This window comes from Bacteroides cellulosilyticus, assembly GCF_020091405.1.
Lineage (GTDB): Bacteria > Bacteroidota > Bacteroidia > Bacteroidales > Bacteroidaceae > Bacteroides.
Genome location: NZ_CP081903.1, coordinates 891,560 through 918,308, shown reverse-complemented (window position 1 = coordinate 918,308; position 26,749 = coordinate 891,560). Strand labels below are relative to the sequence as shown.

General features: G+C 43.4%; 18 protein-coding genes, 1 tRNA gene and 1 pseudogene. 12 read left to right on the top strand and 8 right to left on the bottom strand.

Annotation, left to right across the window (positions count from 1 at the left end):
* Window positions 1-76: 76 nt before the first annotated feature.
* Window positions 77-3,115, bottom strand: a complete 3,039-nt coding sequence (locus tag K6V21_RS03245) for a SusC/RagA family TonB-linked outer membrane protein (protein ID WP_224320837.1) — start codon at window positions 3,113-3,115, stop codon at window positions 77-79.
* A 295-nt stretch (window positions 3,116-3,410) separates the two neighbouring features.
* On the opposite strand from K6V21_RS03245, the gene K6V21_RS03240 reads away from it, so the two are divergent.
* From K6V21_RS03240 to K6V21_RS03200, 9 genes are all read left to right on the top strand, one after another.
* Window positions 3,411-4,439: a LacI family DNA-binding transcriptional regulator gene (locus tag K6V21_RS03240; protein ID WP_118216827.1), complete on the top strand. Its 1,029-nt coding sequence runs from the start codon at window positions 3,411-3,413 to the stop codon at window positions 4,437-4,439.
* A gap of 124 nt (window positions 4,440-4,563) precedes the next feature.
* Window positions 4,564-5,535 (top strand): bile acid:sodium symporter family protein, encoded by a 972-nt coding sequence (locus K6V21_RS03235; protein WP_224320836.1) that lies wholly within the window; start codon window positions 4,564-4,566, stop codon window positions 5,533-5,535.
* Between the two features lies 1 nt (window position 5,536).
* A complete protein-coding gene (locus K6V21_RS03230; protein ID WP_224320835.1) occupies window positions 5,537-6,631 on the top strand; it encodes a phosphotransferase family protein in 1,095 nt (364 codons plus the stop codon).
* Window positions 6,632-6,670: 39 nt separating this feature from the next.
* A complete protein-coding gene (locus K6V21_RS03225; RefSeq protein WP_195208730.1) occupies window positions 6,671-7,411 on the top strand; it encodes an HpcH/HpaI aldolase family protein in 741 nt (246 codons plus the stop codon).
* Between the two features lie 60 nt (window positions 7,412-7,471).
* On the top strand, window positions 7,472-8,722 hold the full coding sequence (locus K6V21_RS03220) for a sialidase family protein (RefSeq protein WP_224320834.1): 1,251 nt from the start codon (window positions 7,472-7,474) through the stop codon (window positions 8,720-8,722).
* Window positions 8,723-8,970: 248 nt separating this feature from the next.
* Window positions 8,971-12,042: a SusC/RagA family TonB-linked outer membrane protein gene (locus K6V21_RS03215; RefSeq protein WP_224320833.1), complete on the top strand. Its 3,072-nt coding sequence runs from the start codon at window positions 8,971-8,973 to the stop codon at window positions 12,040-12,042.
* Window positions 12,043-12,088: 46 nt separating this feature from the next.
* A complete protein-coding gene (locus K6V21_RS03210) occupies window positions 12,089-13,732 on the top strand; it encodes a RagB/SusD family nutrient uptake outer membrane protein (protein ID WP_224320832.1) in 1,644 nt (547 codons plus the stop codon).
* A 12-nt stretch (window positions 13,733-13,744) separates the two neighbouring features.
* On the top strand, window positions 13,745-15,034 hold the full coding sequence (locus tag K6V21_RS03205) for an exo-alpha-sialidase (RefSeq protein WP_224320831.1): 1,290 nt from the start codon (window positions 13,745-13,747) through the stop codon (window positions 15,032-15,034).
* Between the two features lie 161 nt (window positions 15,035-15,195).
* A complete protein-coding gene (locus tag K6V21_RS03200; protein ID WP_158580796.1) occupies window positions 15,196-15,657 on the top strand; it encodes a YhcH/YjgK/YiaL family protein in 462 nt (153 codons plus the stop codon).
* A 63-nt stretch (window positions 15,658-15,720) separates the two neighbouring features.
* On the opposite strand, the gene K6V21_RS03195 is transcribed toward K6V21_RS03200, so the two are convergent.
* The 4 genes from K6V21_RS03195 to K6V21_RS03180 all read right to left on the bottom strand — a co-directional run bounded on the left by K6V21_RS03195 (window position 15,721) and on the right by K6V21_RS03180 (window position 20,522).
* Window positions 15,721-15,802 (bottom strand) — tRNA-Leu (locus K6V21_RS03195).
* Window positions 15,803-15,877: 75 nt separating this feature from the next.
* Window positions 15,878-16,903, bottom strand: coding sequence for a S41 family peptidase (locus tag K6V21_RS03190; protein ID WP_217712510.1), 1,026 nt, complete (start codon window positions 16,901-16,903; stop codon window positions 15,878-15,880).
* 39 nt (window positions 16,904-16,942) lie between these two features.
* Window positions 16,943-17,803, bottom strand: coding sequence for a DUF3316 domain-containing protein (locus tag K6V21_RS03185; RefSeq protein ID WP_034753200.1), 861 nt, complete (start codon window positions 17,801-17,803; stop codon window positions 16,943-16,945).
* A gap of 40 nt (window positions 17,804-17,843) precedes the next feature.
* On the bottom strand, window positions 17,844-20,522 hold the full coding sequence (locus K6V21_RS03180; protein ID WP_217712509.1) for a DNA gyrase/topoisomerase IV subunit A: 2,679 nt from the start codon (window positions 20,520-20,522) through the stop codon (window positions 17,844-17,846).
* A 107-nt stretch (window positions 20,523-20,629) separates the two neighbouring features.
* Here K6V21_RS03180 and K6V21_RS03175 point away from each other — a divergent pair.
* From K6V21_RS03175 to K6V21_RS03165, 3 genes and pseudogenes are all read left to right on the top strand, one after another.
* A pseudogene (locus tag K6V21_RS03175) lies at window positions 20,630-20,737 on the top strand (ABC transporter ATP-binding protein); the annotation flags it as partial.
* Between the two features lie 102 nt (window positions 20,738-20,839).
* Window positions 20,840-22,381 carry a glycine--tRNA ligase gene (locus tag K6V21_RS03170; RefSeq protein ID WP_007210731.1) on the top strand — a complete coding sequence of 514 codons (1,542 nt, stop codon included), beginning with the start codon at window positions 20,840-20,842 and terminating at the stop codon, window positions 22,379-22,381.
* Window positions 22,382-22,402: 21 nt separating this feature from the next.
* Entirely contained in the window at window positions 22,403-23,071 is a 669-nt protein-coding gene (locus tag K6V21_RS03165; protein ID WP_007216983.1) for an FKBP-type peptidyl-prolyl cis-trans isomerase, read from the top strand.
* A 70-nt stretch (window positions 23,072-23,141) separates the two neighbouring features.
* Here K6V21_RS03165 and K6V21_RS03160 read toward each other — a convergent pair whose 3' ends face one another.
* Genes K6V21_RS03160 through K6V21_RS03150 form a run of 3 tightly spaced genes read right to left on the bottom strand, consistent with a single transcriptional unit; the run spans window position 23,142 to window position 26,712 of the window.
* Entirely contained in the window at window positions 23,142-25,001 is a 1,860-nt protein-coding gene (locus K6V21_RS03160) for a serine hydrolase (protein WP_224320830.1), read from the bottom strand.
* The gene (murQ, locus tag K6V21_RS03155) at window positions 24,998-25,819 is read right to left on the bottom strand and encodes an N-acetylmuramic acid 6-phosphate etherase (protein ID WP_021968228.1); all 822 of its coding nucleotides are present in this window, start codon (window positions 25,817-25,819) and stop codon (window positions 24,998-25,000) included. Before murQ ends, K6V21_RS03160 begins: the two co-directional genes overlap by 4 nt.
* Before the next feature lie 53 nt (window positions 25,820-25,872).
* The gene (locus K6V21_RS03150) at window positions 25,873-26,712 is read right to left on the bottom strand and encodes an ATPase (RefSeq protein WP_007216986.1); all 840 of its coding nucleotides are present in this window, start codon (window positions 26,710-26,712) and stop codon (window positions 25,873-25,875) included.
* Window positions 26,713-26,749 lie beyond the last annotated feature (37 nt).

Sequence of the window (26,749 nt, the reverse complement as noted above, 5' to 3'; positions counted from 1 at the left end):
TTTGTTGTTATGGTTATTATAATATGGAGTTACTCTTGTACGCCGCAAGGAAACCTTGCCGGGGCGCTACGCCCCTTTAGAACGTTAAGTTAAACCCGAACGTATAAATCGCCGGCATCGGATAACTTCCGTCATCCACCCCGAAGGCAATGGCCGAGCCACCCAGTTCAGGTGTATATCCGGTGTTATGTTTCCACGTTTTCAGATTCTGAATATTCACATAGAGTTTCAGTGCCTGCATACCGATCTTGGAAATCAACGCCTTGTCGAAGTTGTAAGCCAATGATACGTTGCGGATGCGGAAGAACGAGCCGTCTTCTATATAGTATTCAGAATTCATATTGTTGATGCTGTGTTTCGTATTCAGCAACGGCTGGGTATTGCTGGTACCCTCTCCATGCCAACGGTCCATGCGTTGTGCCATGAAGTTGAACTGGCTCCAGTTATAGTTATCCCAGGTACGGTAAATCTGGTTACCGCCTTGTCCCATCATGTCTACTGCCAACTCCCAGTTTTTGTAACCTACTCCGAGAGTGAAACCATAAGTGACATTAGGTGTCGGGTCACCAATCATGGTACGGTCGGCGGTGGTGATTTCACCGTCACCGTTTACATCCTTAAACTTCAAGTCACCCGGAGTGACCGTTGCAAGCTTATTCTTCGGTGAATTATTAATCTCTTCCTGAGTCTGGTAAACACCTTCTACTTTGTAGCCATAGAAGTAACCGATAGGATAACCTGCCATTGTATAACTTTGGCTCTTGTCTCCGGCAATGATGGAGTATCCGTCCTGTACAAGGCTTAATACCTTGTTCTTAATTGTAGTCAGGTTGGCTCCGACGTTATAATTCCAGTCGCCGATCTGGTCACGCCAGCTCAGTGCAAGTTCCACACCCAGGTTTTCGATAGATCCCAGGTTGCCGATGCCCGGCACGGTTCCTGAAATACCGGGAACTTCTGCCAGCAGGTCTTTTGTTTTCTTCTTGTAATATACACCTTCAAAGTGCAGGCGGTTGCGGAAGAAGTTGGCTTCGGCACCTACTTCCCATGCTTCTACTTTTTCCCAACGCAGGTTCGGGTTAGGCAGATAGGCAAGCTGATAGCCCGGATAAATGGCGGACGGAGTACCGAATACTGCGGAATAGGCATTGGTCAGCAAAGGCTCCGCCGGATAGGCTCTATCCAGGTTTTGGTTACCCAGCGTACCCCATGATCCTTTCAGTTTCAACATATCCAGCCATTCGATACCTTTCATCCATTCCTCTTCGCTCATCAGCCAACCCAGACCTACGGAGTAGAAATTCTGCCATTGGTTTCCTGTATAAGAGAAAGCGGAAGAACCGTCGCGGCGGTAGGAGCCGTTGAACAGGTACTTGCCTTTATAATTATAGAGAATACGTGCCAGTACAGATACTGTAGAACGTTCCCATTGTGTACTACCGTTGGTTGCAGTGGCGGCATCGCCGATACTTACATACCATTTGTCGGGATTGTCCGGAATGATCAGACCTACGCCTTGCGTGCGTCCGGCATTCAGATTTTCGAGCTTATTATAATAGGTGGTAAAACCGGCGGTGGCTGTCAGGCTATGGTCGCCCCAGGAGTTGGTATAAGTCAACAGATAATCGCTCTGCACTTTCATCTCGGTCTCTTTGGCCTGAGTCACTCCGGTCTTGCCGGTGCCCAGTGTAGCTATATCACCTTCGGCACTGGCATCATACACTTTAATAATCGGCGTGTAAGTCCGTGTGCTGTTCGATGCATAATCCAGTGAGAACATGGCTTTGAACTGAAAGTGTTGCAGGAAGTCCCATTGCCCGTATATGTTACCCGAACCGCGGTAGTTCTCCGCCTTTGTGGTATTTGCCTTCAATTCAACGTCCACCATCGGGTTATTCATCTGCGCTTTTTGGAAGCCGGGGAGGGAGGTATACAATCCATATTCTTTGTTATACACCTCTGCCACCGGAGCCGCCCGCAGGGCAGTGGCAACACTCTTTGAATCAGCCGGCAGCATGCGTGCGCCGTTGAACTGGAAACCTACTTTGAAGTTGTCCGTCACTTTATAATCATCGCTGATGCTCAGTGTGATCTTGCTGTACTTCTCATGCTTGATGTTTCCTTGCTCGTAGGCATAACCTGCGCCGAGGTAGAAGCTATGCCTGTCGGAAGCACCCGTAATGCTGATATTATTGTTCGTAATGAATCCGGTCTGGAAGATTTCGTCCTGCCAGTTGGTGTTACCTGTCCAGTCGGAGAAATTATATTCCGGATTGCCTTCATTTCTCAACTGTTCGTTATACAACAGTTTGAAGCCATCGGCATCTACCATTGCAATCTTGTTGGTGATAGCTTTGAAGCCGAACGAACCGTTGATGTTTACCCGTGTCTGTCCTTCTTTCGCTTTCTTGGTGGTGATGATGATTACACCATTGGCACCACGCACACCGAAGATGGCAAGTGAGGAAGGGTCTTTCAGGATTTCCATAGACTCGATATCCTGTGGGTTCAGGAAGTTGATGTTGTCATTGAACAGTCCGTCCACTACATACAAGGGCTTGTAACCATTGATAGAGTTTGTACCGCGTACGCGGATTTCCGGGTCGGCACCTGCCTTACCGGAGTTGATGATTTGTACACCGGCCACTTTACCTTGCAGGGCAGACAGTGGGTTGGCAACAGGTTTGTTGGCAATTTCGTCACCTTTAATGTTGGTGATAGATCCTGTCAGGTCACGCTTCTTGGCGCTACCGTAACCGATGACCACTGTTTCTGCAAGCATCTGCGAGTCTTCTTTCATCTGTACATTGATGACGCTCTGGTTGCCTACTTTAATGCTTTGCTTCTCCATACCTACGTATGAGAAGTCGAGGGTAGCATTGGGCGGAACTTGGATTGAATAATCACCATCCAGTCCGGTCACTACACCGGTATTGGTGCCTTGTACCACAATGGATACGCCAATCAACGGTTCTTTAAATGAGTCGGTAACGACACCGGTTATGGTCCGTTCCTGAGAAAATGCGGCAGTACCTATCAGCAGGAAACATACCGTCAAGAATAGATTTTTAAGCCTTAGGGCTCTCTTCATAGGAGGGTTCAGGTTTCTCTTCATTGCATTAAATTTTTATGTGAATGATATATTGCATCAGAACAATGCAAATGAAAAAAAGATTTCGAGGGCTTTTAAATCTTGGGTTTTTAACACAATTGGGGGAGGAAGGATCTTTAAGGTATTTATCTTCTCTTCCTATGTTTCATTTAGCCAACATTGCCTTTTCGTTAAAAAAGATGTTAAATATGAGGGTGATGTGTTTGTTTTATTTATAATTTCACTATAATTGCAATCGATTGCAATGAAGTAATAGCTTTCAGTGCACAATAGTATTTTCATATAGTGATACAATATAATGATGGATAAGAAAAAAGTCTCTATTTATGATATTGCTAAAGAATTGAAGATCTCGGCTTCAACAGTTTCGCGTGCGCTGAATAACCATAAGGGAATTAGCAGCGAAGTAAGTGAGGCTGTTCATAAATTGGCAAAGGAGCTCAATTATAAACCGAACCAAATGGCAGTGGCCTTGAAAACCGGTAAAATTAAGACGATAGGAATGATTGTGCCTCTCATTGATCGTAATTATTTTGTTCAGGCTATTGCTGGCGTTGAAACAGAGATATATAAAGCTGGTTATAACCTAATTATAGCTACTTCCGGTAATTTGTTCGAGCGTGAAAAGAAAATTATCGCTTCTTTGAGTCAAGGTAAAGTTGTAGGCATAATTGCTGCCGTTGCTGCTGAAACGACTGATTATTCTCATTATGTATCGCTGGTCGAAAGTGGAATTCCTTTGGTTATGTTCGATCGTAAGATGGCTATTCCAAATACAAGTAGTGTTGTGCAAGATGATTATAATGGGGCCTATGAGGCTACGAAGCATCTTATAGAGCAAGGCTGTAAACGGATTTTCTTTTATCGTGGTCCACAAAATGTTTCGATATGGAGTGAGCGGGATAGAGGATATAGGCAAGCTATGAGTGATTATGGATTAGAAGTTACGAATAAACATATTCATACAGCTTTAACCACTGAAGAAGAAGGACGGAAATATGCAATTAAATTGTCGGCTCAAAAGAACCAGCAGTTGCCTGATGGTATACTCTTTTCGGGAGACTTTGCAGCTAAAGCGGCAATGGAGGTTTTTGTTGAGAAGGGAATTAAAATCCCACAGGAGATTGCCATTGTAGGATTTGTGAATGAGCCATGGGATGTCTTATTGAATCCACCTTTGAGTTCTATTGAACAATTTAGTTATCGTATTGGAAAAACTTCCGCAAGATTAATGTTGGAGGCTATCTCTGGTATGCCTTATCAAGATATTGTATATAAGCCACAGCTTATAGTAAGAGAGTCATCTTTAAAAAGTAAGTACCTGTAATCAAAATTCAAACCTCATAAGTATTTGATTAACCGTGAATTACCATTAGCAATTTAATTTAGGCCACAATGCAATCGATTGCATAAATTGCTAACCGTATATTAATTTTAAAACTAATAGAAACATGAAAAAGATTATTGAATGGTTTATTAACCTTTATGCTATCTGGATTATTCTGGCTTTTATAGTCGGATATTTATATCCAGGTGCATTTATGTGGTTTACTAAAGGGAGTTGGATGACCTTGGCATTGGCGGTCGTTATGCTCAGTATGGGACTTACACTTCGGGTTGAAGATTTCAAAGCTTTATTTGCTACACCACGTGTGGTACTAATAGCTGCTATTTCACAGTATACTATCATGCCACTTTCTGGCTGGCTTGTTGCAATGGCGATGGGATTGCCTGCGGAATTTGCTGTAGGTCTTATATTGGTAGCATGTTGTCCGGGAGGTACAGCTTCCAACATGATTGCTTATATTGGCCGTGCGAACATTGCATTGTCGATAATTAGTACAGCCGTATCTACTGTCTTAGGCATTTTTATGACTCCTCTGCTCTGCAAGTTGCTGGCAGGACAATATGTTGATGTAAATGCATGGGGGATGTTTCTCAATGTGGTTCAGGTAGTATTGATTCCTGTATCATTGGGGGTCTTTATAAAGTATAAATTTCCAAAGTTTGTAGAAAAGTTGGGGCAAACCGGTCCTGTTGTTTCAACATGGGCTATTGTTTTCATATCCGGTGCTATTATTGCTCCCGCTATGGTTGACGGAAAAGAACTCTTGTTTCAATATGCTGGTCAATTAGCCCTTGCCGCATCATTACTCCATTCGCTGGGCTTTGGCCTTGGCTATGCTTTTGGGCGAATCTTTAAGTATGATAAACCTATGTCAAAGGCTATTGCATGTGAAACTGGCATGCAGAATGGAGGCTTGGCTGCGGTACTTGCTCGTAATAGTTTTCCTGCTTTTATGCCGCTTGTAGCTGTGCCTGCTGTATTTTGTTCGATCATGCAAACTGCTATCGGAGGAATATTAGCTACTATCTGGCGTTTTACATCGAGCCCTGAAGAACTTGAAGCATCCAAACATTGATATGGGAACAAGAAAAAATATTTATTATTGGAAGTGTGATCGTCCTTCGGCCTTTTTTGCAATCAAAGAAGGTAATGAGGGGAATGCAAGAGAGGTTCAGGAAGAACTGGGGGTGTTACTAACCAATTATTTCGGAAGCGAACATTTTTCTTTATCCTCAGCTGGAGGACAAGGAAACCATCTAACGTTTTTAGCTTCAAGGAATAATGAAAGCTACTTCGTGAGAGTTGAGAACGGACCGGAGAAAGATGACTATATGGAGGTTGAAACCACCATTATAAATAGAGTGCATGATATTGGAATTCCAACCCCTAACATATACGCTGTAGATTCATCTCGCATTAAATATGATTTTGCCTGGCAGATTATGGAAAACGTCGAATTCTCAGATTTGAATAGGATTTATAAATCTCATAAACTGCAAACGAGAACTGTGATGCGTGAACTAGGTACTTATATAGCCCGATGGCAAAGTATTTCAACGGACGGTTTTGGGCCATACAATTCTGATATTTTGCGTGTCGACGGACGTTTAGAAGGACTGCATTCCACTTATCGTGACTATTATATGCTGAATATAGAGAAGCATTTTGATTTCTTGGTGCAGCACAGTTTTCTGACAAAGGAGAAAGCTGATAGCTTTTTAGGAGCAGTTGTGGCTAATTTGAAATTCTTGGATATTTCACGTGGATGTCTTGTACACAAAGATCTGGCTTTATGGAATGTGCTTGGTACGGAAGATTGCATAAAGGCTGTGATTGATTGGGACGATACTATTTCAGGAGATCCTACTGATGATATTTCACTTATGGCTTGTTTCCACTCAAAGGAAGAGATGAATGCATTAATAGAAGGATATCAGGAAATAAAACCTCTGCCGGAGAATTTCATACCACGTTTTTGGCTACATCTGATGCGTAATATGCTGTTTAAGGCTGTGATAAGGGTTGGGGCGGGATATTTTAAAAAAGATAGTAACTATTTTCTGATAAATTCGGGGTCTGAAGGAGGTCTGGGATTGCATAATTTTACATTGAGTAGATTAGAACTCGCATATGAAGGGCTTACAGAGCTGAAAAGTATGGATGACTTGTGAAGAAATAAGGTAATAGCGAATTAAATTAATAATTTACGTATGAAACAGAATATAGAAAATAAGGCTCGTATACTTGGTACAGGTACGTGGATTTCATTAGGTTCCCCCATTGTTACCGAAGTAATATCGATGATGCAGTTTGACTGGTTGCTGTTCGACCTTGAACATGGCTTCATGCAGGAGCATGACATTCTGCCTAATCTGATGGCTGTAAAATCAAGTGGTACAAAAGTGATTGTACGTGTAAGTGAATTCCGTAGTGGACTTATTGCGCGTCTGCTGGACTGGGGAGTTGCAGGTATTATGATGCCGCATGTTTCTTCATCTGAAGAAGCTGCCCGGGTGGTGGGTGCAATGCGTTATCCGCCTTTCGGGAAAAGAGGATTCTCGAGTTCTTCCCGGTCGTTTGGATACGGGGAAAATGCTCCCAGGAATATCACAGAGTGGGAACCACCTTTGTTTATTGCTCAGATTGAAAACTACGAAGGCGTACAAAATGCTAATTCTATAGCGGCAACAGAAGGAGTGGATATGCTTTTTGTTGGTCCGCGTGATTTGCGTCTTGATTTATCAGTCAGAAAGAGTGCTGATGAAAGAATACCTTTTCAGGAGGCCATTTCTTTAACTGTTAAAGCAGCTATATCCTCCGGTAAACAAGCAGGGATATTGGTCTCTCCGGAAGAAGATATTTCTGATTTGTGTGTGATGGGGTTTAGTGCTTTTGCTATAGGAGCTGATTTGGCTGTATTACGCTCAGGATACAAAAGAATTAAAGTCTGATAAAAAGTAACTTATATTTAAATTTATATTGCCATGAAAAAAAATAATATTTTGTACACAATGTTTTTCATATTTTGTGCCACTCATACTGTAGTCGCGCAAAACCAAGAGCTTATACGCATTTCAGACAGTTTGGCTATGATACCGCCGCTGGTTAATACCAATCCTGGTAAAAATTATAATGCCAAGAATTTGGATTATGGTATGACTATAGGAATAGAACGTACGCCGGGCGGACGTATCTGGGCTTGCTGGGTTGGTGGCGGAGATAATGCGAATGCTTTTTTTGTGCTGGCTTGGAGTGATGATGAGGGCAAAAAGTGGACAAAGACAAAAGTAGTTATTGATCCTCATGATGAATCACTGCCTCTTAAACGCAGAACTATTGTAGGCCAATTATGGACAGATCCGCTGGGACGCCTTTGGCTCTTTTTCGACCAGGCAATGACTTACTATGACGGACGTTCCGGTAACTGGTATACGCTATGCGAAAATCCGGATTCTGAGAATCCTGTATGGTCAGAACCTGTTTATTTAGGTATTGGTTGTACACTCCAAAAACCGACAGTGATGAGTAGTGGTGAGTGGGTACTTCCTGTAAGTATCTGGCCTCGTAGTCGCATGGACATATTGTTAGAAAAGGGGTGGAAGGAGAATCCTTTGAAGGGTGCACATCCGGAATTAGATGCTAAACGTGGTGCTCACCTTATGGTATCAACAGATCAGGGAACAACATGGGAATTCCGTGGAATGGTGAAATATCCCTCTCCCAGTTTTGATGAACATCTGACAATAGAGAAAAAAGATGGTAGTTGGTGGATGACGGCACGTACAGGCGTAGGTATCTGGCAAAGTTATTCTACTGATAAGGGATTCACTTGGACAGAGCCCGAAAAATATCAGGAGCATGTCAATTCACGCCATTTTATTTTACGACTTAAGTCAGGCAATCTCTTGCTTGTACGTCATGGTATGCCTGATGAGCAACTTAAGTCTCGTTCTCATCTTCGTGCTTTTATTTCTACAGATGATGGCAAAACCTGGTCGGGTAATTTACTGCTTGATGAACGTTCCGGAGTTTCATATCCCACAGGGTTCCAGACACCAGACGGATATATTTATATTTCGTATGACCATCAGCGTACTCGTGAAGGCGATGTACTCATGGCACGTTTTACAGAAGAGGATATTTTAGAAGGAAAAATAATTTCAGAACGTGGCGATTTGGGAATGCGTATTAGTAAGCCCGGCAGAGTAAAGAAATCAGCTGCTAATATTGCTGCACGCAAAAAAAATAAAATGAAAAAGTAAAGGTGCAGATAGTTGCTGAATAAATTGATATTATGAAAAGTTCTCGGTTCAGTAACGAAATGGGAGTTATTAATGAAGTTGAATTATAATACATGTATGCCTATGAGAGATGTATAGATAAGAAAAAAAGTCATGGTGCTGCACTGCAGCATCACGACTTTGTAGAATGTTTTCAATTAATTAACGTATCCTTTGTCTCGCAAACAAATTGTATACTAAATTTTAATCTATCAAAAACACGTAAAGATATGAATAAACCAGCAAAGTCGTATGATTTTTTATGGCTAATTATAAAATCGAGCTCCATTTTCTTATTGTTGGCTGTTTATAATAGTTTGACAATAGGTGCTTATGCCTATAGTGGCACACAAGCGGAGATGTATATTGAGGTGCCTGGAAATAGTGCTGCAACTCAGCAAAAGAAGCAAATTACCGGAACAGTCACTGATGAGCGGGGAGAAGCTATTATCGGAGCAAATGTAGTAGAGAAAGGCACTATTAATGGTTCGGTTACAGATGTGGATGGGCATTTCAAACTGATTGTAGAAGATAATGCAATGCTTCAGATATCATTTATTGGCTTTTTACCGCAAGAAATAAAAGTTGCAGGAAAGAATTCCTTTAAAATAGTTTTAAAGGAAGATGCAGGCCTTTTGGAGGAAGTTGTAGTGGTTGGCTATGGAAGCCAAAGTCGGCGTAATGTGACTGGCTCTGTAAGTAAAGTGAATATGAGCGATATGGAAAGCCGTCCGAATACTAATGTTACTCAGGCATTACGTGGTCAGGTGGCTGGAGTTCAGTTTACAGATAATGGGCGTCCGGGGCAGAACGGTAGTATCCTGGTGCGTGGTCCTCGTTCGTTGAGTGGTGGAAACGATCCGTTGATTATTCTGGATGGCATTTATTTTAATGGAAGTATGATTGATATCAATCCGAACGATATTGAATCTATGGAAGTACTCAAAGATGCCAGTTCAGCTGCAATTTATGGTTCTCGTGCCGCGAATGGAGTAATCCTTATCACTTCTAAAAAAGGTAAAACAGAGAAGCCTAATATTAATGTAAGTGCATTTTATGGCTTGTCGGATTGGGCTTCTAAATTGAAGTTGTTGACCCCGGAACGTTATCTGGAAAAATCAATGGAAATTCGACGGCTTAGGGAAATCCCATATGATCCGAATGATGTTTCTACATATCTGACTTTAACGGAGGCCGAAAACTATCGAAATGGCCATACTATTGATCCGTTGGATTTGATTTCTCAACAGGGGCAGCTTTTATCAGTGGATGCAAGTATGTCAGGAAAGTCCAAGAATACTAACTATTATATTTCTGCCTCTATGGCGCAAGAAAAAGGATTGATACTTGATGACAACCTGACCCGAATGTCCTTTAGAGTGAATTTGGAAAGCAAGATTACTGATTGGTTGAGCATCGGTACCAGTACTATGTTTTCTCAAAACGACCAGTCAGGTGTACCTGCATCGGTCAATCTGGCCAAGAGACAAAGTCCATACGGCACGTGGTATCGTGAAGATGGGTCACCCACACAATATACTGTACCCGAAGACCAAGGCGTTTCTGCAAATCCTGTGAGGAGTAATAGCCTTTCTCAGAAAGATTATTACCGGAATAATTTATTCGCAAATTTTTATTCAATAGTTAATATTCCATGGGTTAAGGGTCTTACATACCGGATAAACTACTCAATGAACTATCGTTGGATTCGTGATTATAACTCTACAAAGAATGATGTATATGTTGATGCAAATACTTCATCAGCTTCCAAGCGCAACTGGATGTCGCGCGATTGGGTTGTTGAAAATATTTTAGACTATAAATTCCAATTGGGTGAAAAACATGCATTTGATGTAACTTTAATGTATGGTGCAAACCGAAGTAACGAAGAAAGTACCACAGCAAGTGCAGATCAATTAGAGTTTGACACATTTGGATGGAATAATCTTGGTGTTGGCGGGTTACAAGAAACAACTTCCTCGGCTAAGAAAGTTTCCGGTATCTCTTCTATGGCAAGGTTAAACTATAGACTCATGAATAAGTATTTGTTCACCTTGACAGCCCGAAGGGATGGTAGTTCTGTTTTTGCGGCTAATCATAAATATGCAACATTCCCGTCTGCGGCTTTTGCATGGATAGTTTCTGAGGAAGACTTTCTGGATAATGCGGCATTTCTGGACTTGCTGAAATTGAGAGTGTCATACGGTGCTGTAGGTAATCAGGCTATTTCACCTTATCAGTCATTAAGTTTGGCAACCACCAGCCGTTATGTGTTTGGCGAAGAGTCAGCATTGGGCATTTATCCGTCTAGAATTGCCAATACGGATTTAAAATGGGAAACAACCTATACAGCTAATATTGCATTAGATTTTGAACTGTTCAATAAGCGAATCGGTGGTACGGTTGAGCTTTATAATATGGATACGCGCGATTTGTTGGTAGAGCGGTCTATTCCTGTAATGACAGGATATTCATCTATATGGACGAACTTAGGAGAGGTAAATAATAAAGGTATTGAATTAACTTTGAATACAGTGAACATCCGTAATAAAGATTTTGAGTGGAGTACAAGTTTTGTATTCTCACATAACAAGAATAAAATTGTAAGTTTGTATGGTGAAGATGCTAACGGGGATGGTAAAGAAGATGATGACATTGGCAACAGTTGGTTCATAGGGAAGCCTATTAATGTATATTATGATTATGTATTTGATGGTATTTATCAGGAGGGAGATGAACTCCCTGCAGGATATGCATCTGGCTATGCACGATTCAAAGATTTGAATGATGATGGTAAGGTTGAAGCTGAACATGACCGTACAATTATTGGGCAGGGTAGCCAGCCTAAGTACCGTTGGGGTATTACTAATAATTTCAGTTATAAGAATTTTGATTTGTCCATCTTCATCAATGCAATGCAAGGTTGGATTGGAACATTCAATGATTTGGATTTCTATAACAATAGTCTGGATCCTGTCCGTCCTGTTAATATGTATGATGGGGGATGGTGGACTCCGGAAAATAAATCAAATTCCCGTCCTTCACTTGAATATAGAAGAAGCGTACTTGGGCATAATTGGTATTCCGACCGCAGTTTCATTCGTGTACAGGAAGTGTCATTGTCCTACCGTTTCCCTCAGAAATTCCTGACTAAGTATCGTTTATCTAATCTCAGTGTATTCTTGAGTGGAAAGAACTTACTGACATTTACAGATTGGCTGGGTACTAATCCTGAATCAATCTCATCAGAAAGATATCCTATTGCCCGTACATATACATTAGGATTTAAGTTAGGCTTTTAATACTAATTTATTTGAGTAATATTAAAAATACTAATACAAGAAAAAAATGAGAACACTCGTCAATCTAACAAGTAAAATACTGTGTGCCGCACTGTTAATAGTTACCGGCCAATCATGCAGTTCGGATTTTCTTAATGAAGTGCCTCTTTCTAATTATAGTACAGAAGGAGTCTTGACCTCCGAAATAGGTTTTGAAGCCTATATGACTGCTATGCATAAGGCTGCCCGTGATGAGATGGCTGCTCGTGATGCCTCCCGCTATTTTTATATAATGAGTGCATCAACAGACATAGCGTCGTTTGGCAATAATTCAGCTTCCAGTAATAATTATAATACCCTGCTTACTCCAACTAGTACCGTGACTACATATGTGTGGGATTGGGCTTACGAGAGTATGTTTCCTATAGCTAATACCATCATTGCATATGCCAGTAAACCGGAGTTGGCTGATATATGGAGTAGTGAAGAAAAAAAGAATGCAATGATTGCCGAAGCTAAGTTTTTCAGGGCTTATACGCATAATATGTTGGCTAATCTGTATGGGGGAGTACCTATTATAGATACCATTTATGTTAGTCCCAAAACTAATTTTGTGCGAAATACCCGTGAAGAGGTCCTCCAGTCTGCGCGTGCTGATCTGGAATATGCTTCTAAATGGCTACCTGCAACGGTGAAAAAGCAAGGCCGGATTGTGAAAGCTGCTGCTGATCATCTGTTGACTGAAGTTTATATTAGTCTTGGAGAGTATCAGTTAGCTGTAGAAAGTGCTAATAAAGTTATAAATTCCGGTTTATATAAGTTGATGGATGAACGTTTTGGTACCAAAATGAATGAGCCGGGAGATCCCTTCTCTGATATGTTCAAAGACGGTAATCAGAATCGTGATGCCGGTAATTTAGAGTCCATTTATGTATGGCAGTTTGAGGACATGACATTAGGTGGACAAGGCGGTAGTAATGGCAATAATCGTTTGAGAAATTGGGGACCTTGGTATGAAAGACTTACTGATCCTGCCGGAAAGTCAGGTATGATTGTCGTTGATAGTATGGGAAGAGGGACCGGACAAGTACGTCCTACGCCTTATTTCTTATATAATGTCTGGAAAGGAAACTGGGACAATGATATGCGTAATTCGGTTCATAATATGCGTAGGGAGTTCCGTTACACAAATTCGAAATCAGCCTATTTCGGGCAGTTGGTAGAACCAAGAAAAACAGAAATCGATACTATGCAAAATGTTTATCCTTATCCTCGTAAGATTGAGGGAGATATAGGTACATTAACCAACACGAGTACGTCTTGGTCCGGGCGTACCTATCAGGATTTCATTGTGTACCGATTGGCTGAAACTTATTTGTTGCGTGCCGAAGCCTACTTTAGGTTGAATGATTTGGAAAATGCAGCTAAGGATATTAACGTGGTACGTGAACGTGCCAGAGCAAAACCGGTTCAAGCATCCGACGTAACGGAAGATTACATTTTGGATGAACGTGCCAGAGAGTTGATTACTGAGGAACCTCGCCGCAGAACATTGGTGCGAATGGGGAGACTGGTGGATAGGGTAAGGAAATATAGTATACGAGAGCTTACCCGGACTTCTATACAAGATTTTCACCAGTGGTGGCCTATTCCGCAGACAGCTATTGATAGCAATGTTGGTGCTAAGCTGGAACAAACAGTTGGCTACTAAATAAAAAATATTATGGATAATTTAAAAAAAATATCGATAACTGGCTTGCTCGTTTTTATTCAGCTATCCAATATTTGTTGTCAAACGTCTTCAGAAAAATCCTCTCCGGGTGGTGACAATCAAGGTGAGATTGAAGTGAAAGTAGGAACAAAAAACTTTAAAACGAATAAGGTTACTAAGCAGGGGACACCGGTTGTACCAATGTGGAATGCTCAAATGCCAACTGTTGACCTTTCTGCTGGTGCGGGATTCCCAGTATTATCCAAGGCTGAACATGCAGTAGTGTGGCAACCACCTACTCGGGAAGATGGTGCTTATAATCATTATGCTTGTCTGATTAATCATAAAGGTAAGTTTTATGCAATGTGGGGAAATCATCCTTTAGGTGAAGATGCTCCCGGGCAACGTGTGTTATATGCCACTTCTGATGCGTGGGGAAAGTGGTCGGAGGCAAAAGAATTGTTTCCTGCTCCCGGTCCGGTCTTGCCTCGTACAGAGAAAGGCATTCATCTGAAACCCGACAGATGGGCGGTTATTGATGATGTGCTATATGCCATTACCTACGTGCATGGTGCCAAAGTATATCCGATTGCTCGTACTGTGAACGAAAAAGGGGAATTCGGACAACCATTCCTGGTTGAAAACTTACCTGATGGTGGAAAATTGCCTGTATACATGCAAGATCTTGCTTCAGCTACGGCTCCACCTATAGGTATCCGGCTACGCAATTGGTATCGGGAGAACGATCAAATCAGTTGGTGGGCGGCAGACACATGGGGAGTATTGCGTACGGCGATTGACAGTCATAAACTAATAGAAAGTTTTATCTATCGGGCTAAAGATGGAGGGCTGGTACTCATGTTACGTGACTGGGGAACCTCACAGAATCCGGTACATGATAATAGAATGTATGTGAGCTTCAATGATGGAGCAGGTGGGTGGGGAATTCCTTATCCGACAGATATTCCGGATTCACCAAGCAGAGCGCAGGCTATTTCATCAGGAGACGGGACTGTGTTGCTGATAGGCAACCAAAATGCATATAGTTTTGATCAAGCGTTATATTTAGACCGGGATCCGATAACTGTGTCAGTCAGTAAGGACGGATATAAATTCGATTGTGTATATGCTTTACGTATTGATGCTCCTAAGAAATATCGATTTGCGGGTATCAAAGGGCGAAATTTAGGCTATGCTTATCCCAGTTCTATAATATTAAATGGATGGCTGTATACTTTATATTCTGTGGGCAAAGAGGATATGGCGATTACACGTGTTCCATTAATTGCGTTGGGATTATAGTTTAAAATACGAGATTCAGTTGGGAATCCCGTATTTAGAATATAATGTGAAAATAATCTTATAAAATGAAGTTACAGAGACTTTTATTGATTATACAAAGGGCATTTATTGTGCTCTGCGTGTCTATTACAGTGTATAGTTGTACAAGAAAACAGATGTTGATGCAACCGATTGTACAAAATGCTGACGCTGAAGCCAGAGCCTTCTGGGAAGCCTTGAATCCATCATTTGCAACAGTTTTCCATTTCATAGATACTACTGATCTAATCAATGTAAAACCAGGTACTTATATCTTGGATGATGATAATGCTTGGGTGATTATAATGGAGTGTGATATGAAAGAACAGGAGAAAGCATTGCTTGAAATACATGATAATTATCTTGATTTACAGATGCCTGTTTCAGTAGCTGAAAACTATGGTTACAAATTGCGTAGCGAGTGCAAATTTCCGAAAGCTCCGTTGGATACAATAAAAGATATTCAGTTTTTTGACGATCCTATTAGTGAACTTATCGAAGTGCAACCCGGACAATTTGTTGTTTTTGATACTTGTCATGCACATGCTCCTACGATAGGTTTTGGCTCCATCAAAAAGTTAGTAGGTAAGATAAGGAAAAGATAGTTCTGACTTTGAAAAGAAAAAGCCTTCGGAATTAAGTTTTCCGAAGGCTTTTTTTAATCTATGTGCGGGTGATAGGACTCGAACCTACACGCCTCTCGGCACCAGATCCTAAGTCTGGCGCGGCTGCCAATTACGCCACACCCGCAGTGGCTTTCTTGTTAAGCGGTGGCAAAGATAGAAAGTTTTTTCTTTCTGGCAAACAGTTTGGCATAGAAAGTGTTTATTGGACTACTTTTAAGAGTTCCCGTGCCCGTTCAATAATGGCATCGCTCTTGGTATCATTCTCATCCATATCTACTTTCTCATCCGGATCAATGCCGAATTCGATATGTTGTTTGTCTGCATCCAGGTGGGGGCTGGCAGAGAAACGTACGCCCCAACCATTCGGAAGCTCTGAAGAGAAAGGTAATCCCGAACCGCCACCGGTTTTGTCACCTACCAGAGTAACGTTAGGAAAATAGCGCATCGCATTTACGAAATCATTTGTTGCGCTATAAGAGTGACGGTTGATGAGAAGCATTACTGGTTTTTGCCAACGGATGCTATTGGAGGGCTCCAAATAAATGGGTTTGGGATCAGAGAAGTCACTGTGTCCCTTTCCCGTCTTATGCTGGATATACCCCGTCAACACTTTCTCATTAGTGAAGCGGGCCGCTATACGCTCTGAATTAGTCAGATTTCCGCCACCATTGTTGCGAACATCCAGAATCAGGCCACTACATGGAGCAAGGTAAGAAAGGACTTCATCCAGATTGCCGTTACCGACACCACTGGAGAATGATTCATAATAGATATATCCGATGTTGTCATCCAGAATCTTATATTTCATGCCGGCAGCGATGCGGTACGTCTTTCCGAGATATTGCCGTTCGATAATACCTTCGTTGAAGTTGCGGGGATAATCCAGATACCAGTCCCAGTAACGGGCCACATTTGAAGAACTGTACAGATTCACATGACCGTCTTTCAGTTCCGCCAGCATACTGTCAAGCACTTGGAACAATCCGTCATTACCCATGTTGGATGTAATGAGAGGTTGGTATTTATCGTGGATGGCATCCCAGTCTATTTGTTTGTAATCCAGGAAACAGTATTGCTCGTCAATGATCTTCCACAAAGCTTCGAAGTTTCCCTGTGGTGAATTGTTGAACTCTTCCTCCCGGATACAACTGGATAGCAAAGGCAGTATCATGAGCGCTACTCCCAGCCATCTAAACTTACTATGATATATTTCTTTTATTCCCATTATTCTATCCCCTTATCACGATGTTATCGCTTTATCACTCTATTTTTTCTTCTTGTCACGAATGAGAAACAATTCTTTTACGAAACCTACCATAAACACATGCGAATAGGTATGCGTCTTTATATCATTTACTTTGGATTGTTGTGCATCCCAGAGATAGGCTAAACGCATTTTGGCTCTTCCTACCGGGAAATCAACAGTCAGCATCTGCCGCAGGGATGGCTGGTTGTGTAGGGAAGTGAAATTAATTACCCCGTTCCAGTTGCCCAACGTAAATATTTCGTAGTACGACTGTCCGTAGTTGGGTGAGAACATAATACCTGCAAAAGGCAGGTTAACCTGATAGCGCAGACTAATCGGATAGTTTTTGATTCTTAAATCCCATATTGCCATTCCCGATGCATCCAGATTGATGTAAGCGCGTGCCTGTGCCGGGTTGTTGCCATTGCGCAGATTGTAGACAAAGCCGCCATTTAAGTCGATAAGTCCTCCGGCAAGTAATTTGAAGTTAGAAGTAATCGGAAAATTATAATGCAATCCGTAATTCCAGTTTGCCAGACCGGAGAACATATTGTTGTTGTCCACCCGGTTGTGTGTATAGCCTAAGTCTGCCTGGAAGAAACTTTGCAGAGATACATTACCGTTCATCCACTTCGTCATGCGCATACTTTCGCGGGAAATACGGAAGTCAACGCCTTTGTATTCCTGCGGTGACAGGTAGGTGTCGAATACATTCGTGAAGCCGACACCGTACATTGTGGCGCGGGTTATAAAGCGTGTCCTTGCAGAAGAGTCCGCCCTCAGCTCTTGCAGCGCCTTGTCTTCAACACTTTGCGCTTTTATACTTCCACCTGACAAAAGCAGGCATCCTACTATTACAACAATCTTATGTAACTTCATTGATATAGTTGCTTGTCACTAATCGCTAATCGTTAATCACTTAGAACAGCTTCATCTGCCCCGTTATTTCATCCCGGATATCATCTTCACTCTTTCCATGATCGGGGTCCAGATTTTCCGGCTCTTCTTCCTCCTGATCTTCTGTGTCCTGCGAAACCTCCGGCTGTCGTGTAGGTTCCAGTTCATTGACAGTTTCCATTGTGAACGTAGTGATACGTTTACCTTTTGCCTTGAAACCTTTTACAGCGATAAATTCATCAGCCTCTATAATCATAGGTTCACGGAAACTGTCGTGTCCGCCGAATATGATTTCCAGGCGGGGATAGCATTCATCCGTCAGTAAAATCAGGCGATTGTTCTTGTTCTCTCCCAGATAGTTCTGCTTGCGGTTGGTTGCCTCCATGCAGAAACGTTTGATATATGGGAAATTTTGTTGGTCCGCATCATAAAGTACGGCTGTCCATATCTTGTTCGGGTCAAACTTCTCTAATATACGGATATTGGCTTCATAGTGGTTGCTTAGGTCGAAGTTGGTGATGTAGAAATCCCCGTTGTCATGTACCACCAGGATGCTGTCATCACTTTGGAATTCTCCCAGGTATTCGCCTCGTCCGTCATAGTTAAGGCGAAGCACGTCACGGTCGAACCAGACTTTTCGTCCGCCCAGAGTAGAACCGCCACGCTGTTTCAGGGCGATCTTGTGTACCGGAAGCTTGGTTAGAATGTTTCCTCTTGCCTGGCGTCCTTTAATGCCGACGGCACTAAAGTCTTCTTCGAAGATAATGCGTCGTACCCGTGGATTGGGTTTCAGGGTTACTTTGATGACTTCCGCTTCACCGTTGGGGTTGGCAGTGAAGTACATGATGCGTGAATCGGGCGTGCCTTGCGTCACATCATATTCGCGATCACGGATAATGCTTGTCACTGCAAAACGCTTGATATAATGTGTACCCTCTTTTCCGTCACGGTAAACCACATTGTAGATGGTACGCTTATCGTTTTTCTTGAATACATTGGCATAAAGAATATTTTTACCCACAAATTTCTTGTCGGAAACAGGAGTAACTATATACCGCCCGTCGCGGAAGAAGATAATGACATCGTCGAGGCTGGAACAGTTTGAGAGGAATTCATCTTTCTTCAGACCTGTGCCGATGAAGCCTTCTTCGCGATTGATGTATAATTTTTCGTTGGCTTCCACTACCTTGCTTGCCTCGATGGTATCGAAGTTGCGCAATTCTGTACGGCGCGGGAAATTCTTGCCATATTTGTTTTTCAGCATCAAATACCAGTCTACCGTATATTCCACGATATTAGCCAGATGATGGTCTATTTCCTCTATGTCCGCCTTCATGCGGGCAATGAGTTCTTCCGCTTTGTCGGAGTTGAACTTGAGGATGCGCCCCATCTTTATTTCCATCAATTTGAGGATATCTTCCTTGGTTACTTCGCGTACGAATTGTGGATAATAAGGCGTCAGACGTTCGTCGATGTGTTCGCAAGCGGCATCCATATTTTGGGCCTGCTCAAATTCCTTGTCTTTATAAATGCGTTCTTCAATGAAGATCTTTTCCAGTGAGGCAAAGTGCAAACTTTCCAGTATTTCGTCTTTGCGTATTTCCAACTCCTGGCGCAGCAGGGATAAGGTGTTATCTACTGATTTTCTCAGTATGTTGCTCACGGTGAGGAAGTGAGGTTTCTGATCGTCGATGACGCAACAATTGGGCGAAATGCTTACTTCGCAATCAGTGAAAGCATACAAGGCATCTATCGTCTTGTCCGATGAAACACCAGGCGCCAGGTGAACCAATATCTCTACGTTGCCAGATGTCAGGTCTTCTACCTTCTTTATCTTGATTTTGCCTTTTTCGCTTGCCTTTACAATAGAGTCGCAAACGCTGGCTACCGTTTTCCCGTAAGGAATTTCTTTGATAGCAAGTGTCTTATTATCAATCTTTTCAATTTTAGCGCGTATGCGTACCGCACCGCCACGTTCTCCGTCATTGTATTTAGAAACATCAATGCTGCCGCCTGTCTGGAAATCCGGATACAGTTTGAATTCCTCTTCATGCAGATAGTGGATGGATGCATCGCAAAGTTCATTGAAGTTATGGGGAAGTATTTTGGATGAAAGACCTACCGCAATACCCTCTACTCCTTGTGCCAGCAGCAAAGGAAATTTAACAGGCAGGGTTACCGGTTCTTTGTTTCGTCCGTCATAGGAAAGTTTCCATTCGGTAGTTTTGGGATTGAACACTACGTCGAGGGCGAATTTCGACAGGCGTGCTTCAATGTAACGGGGAGCAGCAGCACCGTCACCGGTGAGTATATTACCCCAGTTTCCTTGACAGTCTACAAGCAAATCTTTCTGTCCTAATTGCACCAGCGCATCCCCGATAGAAGCGTCACCATGCGGGTGAAACTGCATGGTATGTCCTACGATGTTCGCTACCTTATTGTAACGTCCATCTTCCAAACGCCTCATGGAGTGCAGAATACGTCTCTGCACAGGCTTCAAACCATCATTTATGTGGGGTACGGCACGCTCCAGAATAACGTATGAAGCATAATCCAGAAACCAGTTCTGGTACATACCGCTAAGTTGGTATTTTGCTTTTACGTCTTTCGCGTCAGCGGGTTTATAATCCGAATGTCCTTCGCTCCCTTCCGGGAGTCCGTTTTCCAAATCGTCTTTTGGTGCTTCAAAGTCTTCGCTCATATCTGTTCCGGGAATATCTATTCTGAATAATCACTGAATTTTTCAGTCGAACGCAAAATTACTAAATTTCTCGGGAAAACCTGCAAATGAAGGTTTTTTAATTATTTGTAGTGGTGACTCACTCGCGACATGATGCCTCGTATGCCCACCGCATCATCAATCTGTTTGACGGACAGATTGTGACGGAAGTGCAAAGTGAGAGTTTGTTACGATAAGATAAATTAATACCCCACCTGCCCGACTTATGATATAAATCCCTATCTTTGTGGCGCTTTTTAATAAAGAACAGGATTAAAATTAATAGATATAACAAAAAAATGGCACAAGAAGACGTTTTTAAGAAACTCGTATCACACTGTAAGGAATACGGTTTCGTATTCCCCTCCAGCGACATCTACGACGGATTGGGAGCAGTGTATGACTACGGTCAGATGGGTGTGGAACTGAAAAACAACATTAAACAATACTGGTGGCAGAGCATGGTGTTGCTGCACGAAAACATTGTCGGCATCGACTCCGCTATCTTTATGCACCCCACCATCTGGAAGGCTTCCGGACACGTAGACGCATTCAATGACCCTTTGATTGACAACCGTGATTCCAAAAAACGTTATCGTGCTGATGTGCTGATTGAAGACCAACTTGCAAAGTACGACGATAAAATCAATAAAGAAGTTGCCAAAGCTGCCAAGCGTTTCGGAGAGGCTTTTGATGAAGCGCAGTTCCGTAGCACAAATGGTCGCGTATTGGAACACCAGGCTAAACGCGACGCATTGCACGAACGTTTTGCAAAGGCGCTGAATGATAATAACCTTGACGAGCTTCGCCAGATTATTCTGGATGAAGAAATCGTTTGCCCCATCAGCGGTACAAAGAACTGGACGGAAGTTCGTCAGTTCAACCTGATGTTTTCTACAGAGATGGGTTCTACTTCGGATGGTGCCATGAAGATTTACCTGCGTCCTGAAACAGCCCAGGGTATCTTTGTGAATTACCTGAATGTACAGAAGACCGGTCGCATGAAGATACCTTTCGGTATTGCACAGATTGGTAAGGCATTCCGTAACGAGATTGTTGCCCGTCAGTTCATTTTCCGTATGCGTGAGTTCGAACAGATGGAAATGCAGTTCTTCGTGAAGCCGGGTACTGAGCTGGAATGGTTCAAGAAATGGAAAGAAATCCGTTTGAAATGGCATAAGGCATTGGGATTCGGTGATGACCACTATCGTTATCATGATCATGATAAGTTGGCTCATTATGCGAATGCAGCTACAGATATCGAGTTCTTAATGCCGTTTGGCTTCAAGGAAGTGGAAGGTATCCATAGCCGTACGAATTTTGACTTGTCCCAGCATGAGAAGTTCTCAGGTAAGAATATTAAGTACTTCGATCCCGAAACGAATGAAAGTTATACTCCGTTTGTTGTGGAAACTTCTATTGGTGTGGACCGTATGTTCCTCAGTATCATGTCTGCTTCTTATTGCGAAGAACAACTGGAGAGTGGAGAAAGCCGCGTAGTACTGAGATTGCCTGCCGCACTTGCTCCTGTGAAGTTGGCTGTAATGCCGTTGGTGAAGAAAGACGGTCTGCCTGAAAAGGCTCGTGAGATTATCGACTCATTGAAGTTCCACTTCCACTGCCAGTATGATGAAAAAGATAGTATCGGTAAACGTTACCGTCGTCAGGATGCCATTGGTACTCCGTACTGCGTGACTGTTGACCACCAAACTCTGGAAGATAACTGCGTGACGCTGCGTAATCGTGATACGATGCAACAGGAACGCGTGGCTATTGCTGAACTGAATAACATCATTGCAGACCGTGTTAGCATCACTTCATTGCTGAAGGGGTTGCAATAAGTAATACAATAAATTAATAGAATGAATAAAAGACTCTTAATATTTCTACCTTTCCTGTTACTCTTGACAGGTGTATTTACTTCTTGTGAAGAAGTAGAGGAAGTAGGTAGGTATGATAACTGGCGAGAACGGAATGAAGCTTATATTGATTCATTGAATCTGATCATAGGTGGTCGGGCTGATAGAATTATAGAAGGGGCGAAATATGAAGGTGATAACGGTGACTCTGTTAAGCTTAGTAAGATTCCTGTAGGTGAATTATTTGCTATTAAGGATAACTACAATAGTACGACAGAGAATTCCTTGTATATTTACTGTAAGAAAATCTCGTCAGATAACCCCCTTGGGGAGCGTCCGCTTTATACGCAGTCAGTTACGACATACTATTATGGTACAATAATATTAGGGGATAGATTCGATGGTAATTTTGTTGGTTACAGTGCAATAGACCGAGGGGTACTGCTTTCTGAAGGCGAGGGCGCCAAGGTGCCCACGGACTTCGATTCTCCATCTTCTTTTAGGGTGACAGGTGTCGTTTCAGGATGGACTACGGTATTACAGTATATGCATACGAAAGAACGCTGGATATTGTATATTCCTTATCAATGTGGATATGGAGAAGCCGGATATGGTTCAATTCTTGGTTATTCAACCTTGACATTTGATATGCTGTTAGAAGCAGTAAAGTAGACGTTCTTTTACAATAGATAGAGAGGCTGCTCATTTCATGGGCAGCCTCTTGTGTTTATAGAGTACGGATCTACATTTTCTTTTTCAACGCTTTTACCCAAATCTTATATCCTTCTTCATTCAGGTGTAAGCCGTCGCTGGTCAGTTCTTTGCGCAGTACATTCGTACTTTTCTCTGTAAATAACGGGAAGAGGTTGATGAATGTAATCTTGTGATCTTTAGCTAAAACCTCCAGTTGCGCATTGATTTCGGGAATCATGTCGGTTTTCCCGGTTAGCTTTTTGTAGCGTCCGAAGCTCTCGTTGAAAGGCAGGAGACTTTGCAGGTAGAGTTTCGTATCAGGAGATTCACGCTGAATGCGCTCTACGGTCATGCGTATCATGCTGACGATGCTGTCCGCAGTGAGGTCGTGTGAGATGTCGTTGACACCGGCAAGGAGGAATAGTTTCTCTGGGTGTCCCGGAAGTATCTGGTGCAGGCGGTCGTAAATACCCATAACTTCGTCACCGATGATACCACGGTTACGGATGTTTTTCTTGTTGAGGCGGGTGTTCCAGTTGCCGCCACCTTCTGTAAGGCTGTTGCCCACCATGACGATGTCTTTGGAGGTAATGGCAGGTTCATCCATGAATTGGAGGAAGCGCTTATAATAATGATCCGTATAAATACGTGGGGTGGGATAGATAGAAGCAGCAACAACATTGGCTATCAGAGAGCGCAGGCGAACCATGCTGTGACCGTCTTCGGGATGCACGGCATTGACGAGCAGGATGACGGAAGTATCGTTGTCCGGGTCTATGATGATGGAAGTACCGGTGTATCCGGTGTGCCCGTAGGTATTCGGACCAAAATAATCTCCGTTATTGGAAGCGTAGGCGGTGAAATTATCCCATCCTAAAGTGCGTCCTAATGTAGCAGTGGCACGGGGGACGGTACGCATAGCTTTTACTCCCAATGGGCTGAGGATGCGGTGTCCGTTCCATTCTCCGCCGTTTTGCAGGGCGGCGCAGAGGACAGCTATGTCTTCGGCACAAGAGAATACGCCGGCATTGCCGGAAATACCGCCATTCATGACACGGGCGAGTGGATCGTGTACTTGTCCGCAGAGGACACTGCCGTCGGATTGCTTCTCGGTAGGAGCGATGAGGCTATGCCAGTCACCTTCGGTAGAGGTTGTCCAATGGGCATCTGCTGTATTGATCCATTTCCCATCCTTGTCGCGCTTGCAGGGGAGATAGTCGGTATGGGCCATACCTAATACATCAAATAGATTTTCGCGGGCGAAGTCACGTAAGGATTGTCCGCTGACGGTTTCGATGATGCGTTGCAGGGTGATGTAGTTAAGGCAACTGTATTGGAAGTCGGTCTGCGGCTTGAAGTCGCGGCGGCAGTTGGCTATGTACTCTATCATTCCGTCGGGGCTGGGGGAGCCATATTGTTTTTCCAATTCACTGGTTGGGGCATAAGGGGGAAGACCGGAAGTATGTGTTAACAAGTCGGCGATGCGGATGATTTTCTTACCTTTTCCGTCTTCGCTCATCCAGGACTTAAATTCAGGTATGTAGAGGCTGACGGGATCCAGGAGGCGGAGCTTACCACGTTCTGCCAGGATATGGGTACAGATGGCAGTGGACATGGGTTTACTGCATGAAGCCATATCGAAAATGGTGTTTACAGTCACAGGCTCGGTGTTAGGGTACACACGCTTGTTGCCGTATGCTTTGAGGTAGGCCATCTTCCCGTTGCGTACTACAGCGAGTACGGCACCGGGAATGTCTTTATTGGCGATGGCGGTTTCTATCGCTTCGTCAGCGTACAACAAATGACGGGAATCCATGCCGACTTGTTCGGGGGCAACACGTTGCAAGGATTGTGCATTGGCTTGCAGGGCAAGCAACACAAAGAAGAAAAAGGAAGGGAGGAGTTTCATAATGTTACCCCCCTATAAGCATCCACTGCCTTTTTCACTGAACCATGCATTAGCAACAGTGCCTTTGCCTTTCCATAGTCCAATCCCAGTTCTTCTACGATCATGCGGGTGCCACGGTCTACCAATTTCTGGTTACTCAGCTGCATGTTCACCATCTTATTACCTTTCACGCGGCCCAGTTGTATCATGACGGAAGTGGTAATCATGTTCAGTATCATTTTCTGTCCTGTACCCGATTTCATGCGTGAGCTTCCTGTTACATACTCCGGTCCTACAATCATTTCGATGGGAACATCTGCTTCGGCTGCCATCGGAGAGTCGGGGTTGCTGGTGATGCAGCCTGTAAGAATGCCGTGCTCACGTGCTTTCTGCATGGCACCGATAACGTAGGGAGTCGTGCCGGAAGCGGCAATGCCGATGACGGTATCTTTATCCGTAATGTTACGTTCAACTAACTCTTCCCAACCGCGACGCATATCGTCCTCCGCATTTTCCACCGGATTACGCAAGGCTGTATCACCGCCTGCTATCAGTCCGATGACGAGCGTAGGAGGCATACCGAATGTTGGAGGAATTTCTGATGCATCCAGCACACCCAGGCGACCGCTGGTGCCTGCTCCCATATAAAAGATGCGTCCGCCTTGCTTCATGCGTGGAACGATTTGTGTCACCAGTTTCTCGATCTGTGGGATGGCTTTTTGAACAGCCAATGCCACTTTCTGGTCTTCTGTGTTGATGTCCTCCAATATTTCGCGGACAGATTTCTTTTCCAAGTCGTTGTAGAGCGAAGGTTGCTCTGATATCTTTACGAATGCCATGATGATGATGAGATTTATGATTTATAATTTATGATTTATGAGGGCTGGGGTGATTAGCTATGGTAGCTAATCAGGCCTTCCATGGGGCTCTGGAGGATGGTGCCTATTTGAACGCCCATTTCCTGTGCGGCCTCGGCAAGTACCTCCTTATAATGGAATGCTACGGAGCCGATGAAATGTACCTTGCTATGCTGATAATCGTATTGCATGACGTTCCTTTTCAGGAAAGCCTTGAAACTGTTTAGCACCAGCGTGCGCACGCAAGGCTCGTCCAGATTCTGAGCGAGGAATGGAGACAGGCTTGCCAGGAAGCGGTTCGGGAAAGGTTTACGGTATACACGGTCGATGATGTCTGCCGGTTCCAGATTGAACTGCTTGAGGAACTTCTCTTTCAGTTCCGGAGTCATCTGATTTTTCAGAATATCACCTACCAGCAACTTACCCAGGCAAGCACCGCTACCTTCGTCGCCAAGAATGAAACCCAGGGGAGAGACGTTGGCACCAATGTGTTTGCCGTCGTAGTAACACGAGTTGGAACCTGTGCCCATGATGCAGGCTATGCCCGGTTCGTGTCCGCAAAGTCCGCGAGCGGCGGCAAGCATGTCCGTATTTACTTCCACTTCGTCGCCCGAAACCTGGAGATGCTGGATAATGGCACGGTGTACCATGGCAATTTTGTCGGGGAAGCCACAGCCGGCACCATAAAAGTACACAGCGTTGAAGGCATGGGACGTTAACTGGGGCAGCAGCGCTGTCGCAATTTCATTACTGATCTCCTCTTCCGACTGAAAGAAAGGGTTGGTACCTTTCGTAGAAATCTGCTGGATGAGTTTACCTTTCTCTACAACACACCAATCGGTTTTTGTAGAGCCACTGTCTGCTATTAATATCATATCGTTTTAAGTTTAATTATTTACTTGTTGTTTTAAG

Bases quoted from the DNA above. Each gene is read 5' to 3' on its own strand.
- K6V21_RS03245 (WP_224320837.1), bottom strand. From the start codon at position 3,115: ATGAAGAGAAACCTGAACCCTCCTATGAAGAGAGCCCTAAGGCTTAAA.
- K6V21_RS03240 (WP_118216827.1), top strand. From the start codon at position 3,411: ATGATGGATAAGAAAAAAGTCTCTATTTATGATATTGCTAAAGAATTG.
- K6V21_RS03235 (WP_224320836.1), top strand. From the start codon at position 4,564: ATGAAAAAGATTATTGAATGGTTTATTAACCTTTATGCTATCTGGATT.
- K6V21_RS03230 (WP_224320835.1), top strand. From the start codon at position 5,537: ATGGGAACAAGAAAAAATATTTATTATTGGAAGTGTGATCGTCCTTCG.
- K6V21_RS03225 (WP_195208730.1), top strand. From the start codon at position 6,671: ATGAAACAGAATATAGAAAATAAGGCTCGTATACTTGGTACAGGTACG.
- K6V21_RS03220 (WP_224320834.1), top strand. From the start codon at position 7,472: ATGTTTTTCATATTTTGTGCCACTCATACTGTAGTCGCGCAAAACCAA.
- K6V21_RS03215 (WP_224320833.1), top strand. From the start codon at position 8,971: ATGAATAAACCAGCAAAGTCGTATGATTTTTTATGGCTAATTATAAAA.
- K6V21_RS03210 (WP_224320832.1), top strand. From the start codon at position 12,089: ATGAGAACACTCGTCAATCTAACAAGTAAAATACTGTGTGCCGCACTG.
- K6V21_RS03205 (WP_224320831.1), top strand. From the start codon at position 13,745: ATGGATAATTTAAAAAAAATATCGATAACTGGCTTGCTCGTTTTTATT.
- K6V21_RS03200 (WP_158580796.1), top strand. From the start codon at position 15,196: ATGCAACCGATTGTACAAAATGCTGACGCTGAAGCCAGAGCCTTCTGG.
- K6V21_RS03190 (WP_217712510.1), bottom strand. From the start codon at position 16,903: ATGGGAATAAAAGAAATATATCATAGTAAGTTTAGATGGCTGGGAGTA.
- K6V21_RS03185 (WP_034753200.1), bottom strand. From the start codon at position 17,803: ATGAAGTTACATAAGATTGTTGTAATAGTAGGATGCCTGCTTTTGTCA.
- K6V21_RS03180 (WP_217712509.1), bottom strand. From the start codon at position 20,522: ATGAGCGAAGACTTTGAAGCACCAAAAGACGATTTGGAAAACGGACTC.
- K6V21_RS03170 (WP_007210731.1), top strand. From the start codon at position 20,840: ATGGCACAAGAAGACGTTTTTAAGAAACTCGTATCACACTGTAAGGAA.
- K6V21_RS03165 (WP_007216983.1), top strand. From the start codon at position 22,403: ATGAATAAAAGACTCTTAATATTTCTACCTTTCCTGTTACTCTTGACA.
- K6V21_RS03160 (WP_224320830.1), bottom strand. From the start codon at position 25,001: ATGAAACTCCTCCCTTCCTTTTTCTTCTTTGTGTTGCTTGCCCTGCAA.
- murQ (WP_021968228.1), bottom strand. From the start codon at position 25,819: ATGGCATTCGTAAAGATATCAGAGCAACCTTCGCTCTACAACGACTTG.
- K6V21_RS03150 (WP_007216986.1), bottom strand. From the start codon at position 26,712: ATGATATTAATAGCAGACAGTGGCTCTACAAAAACCGATTGGTGTGTT.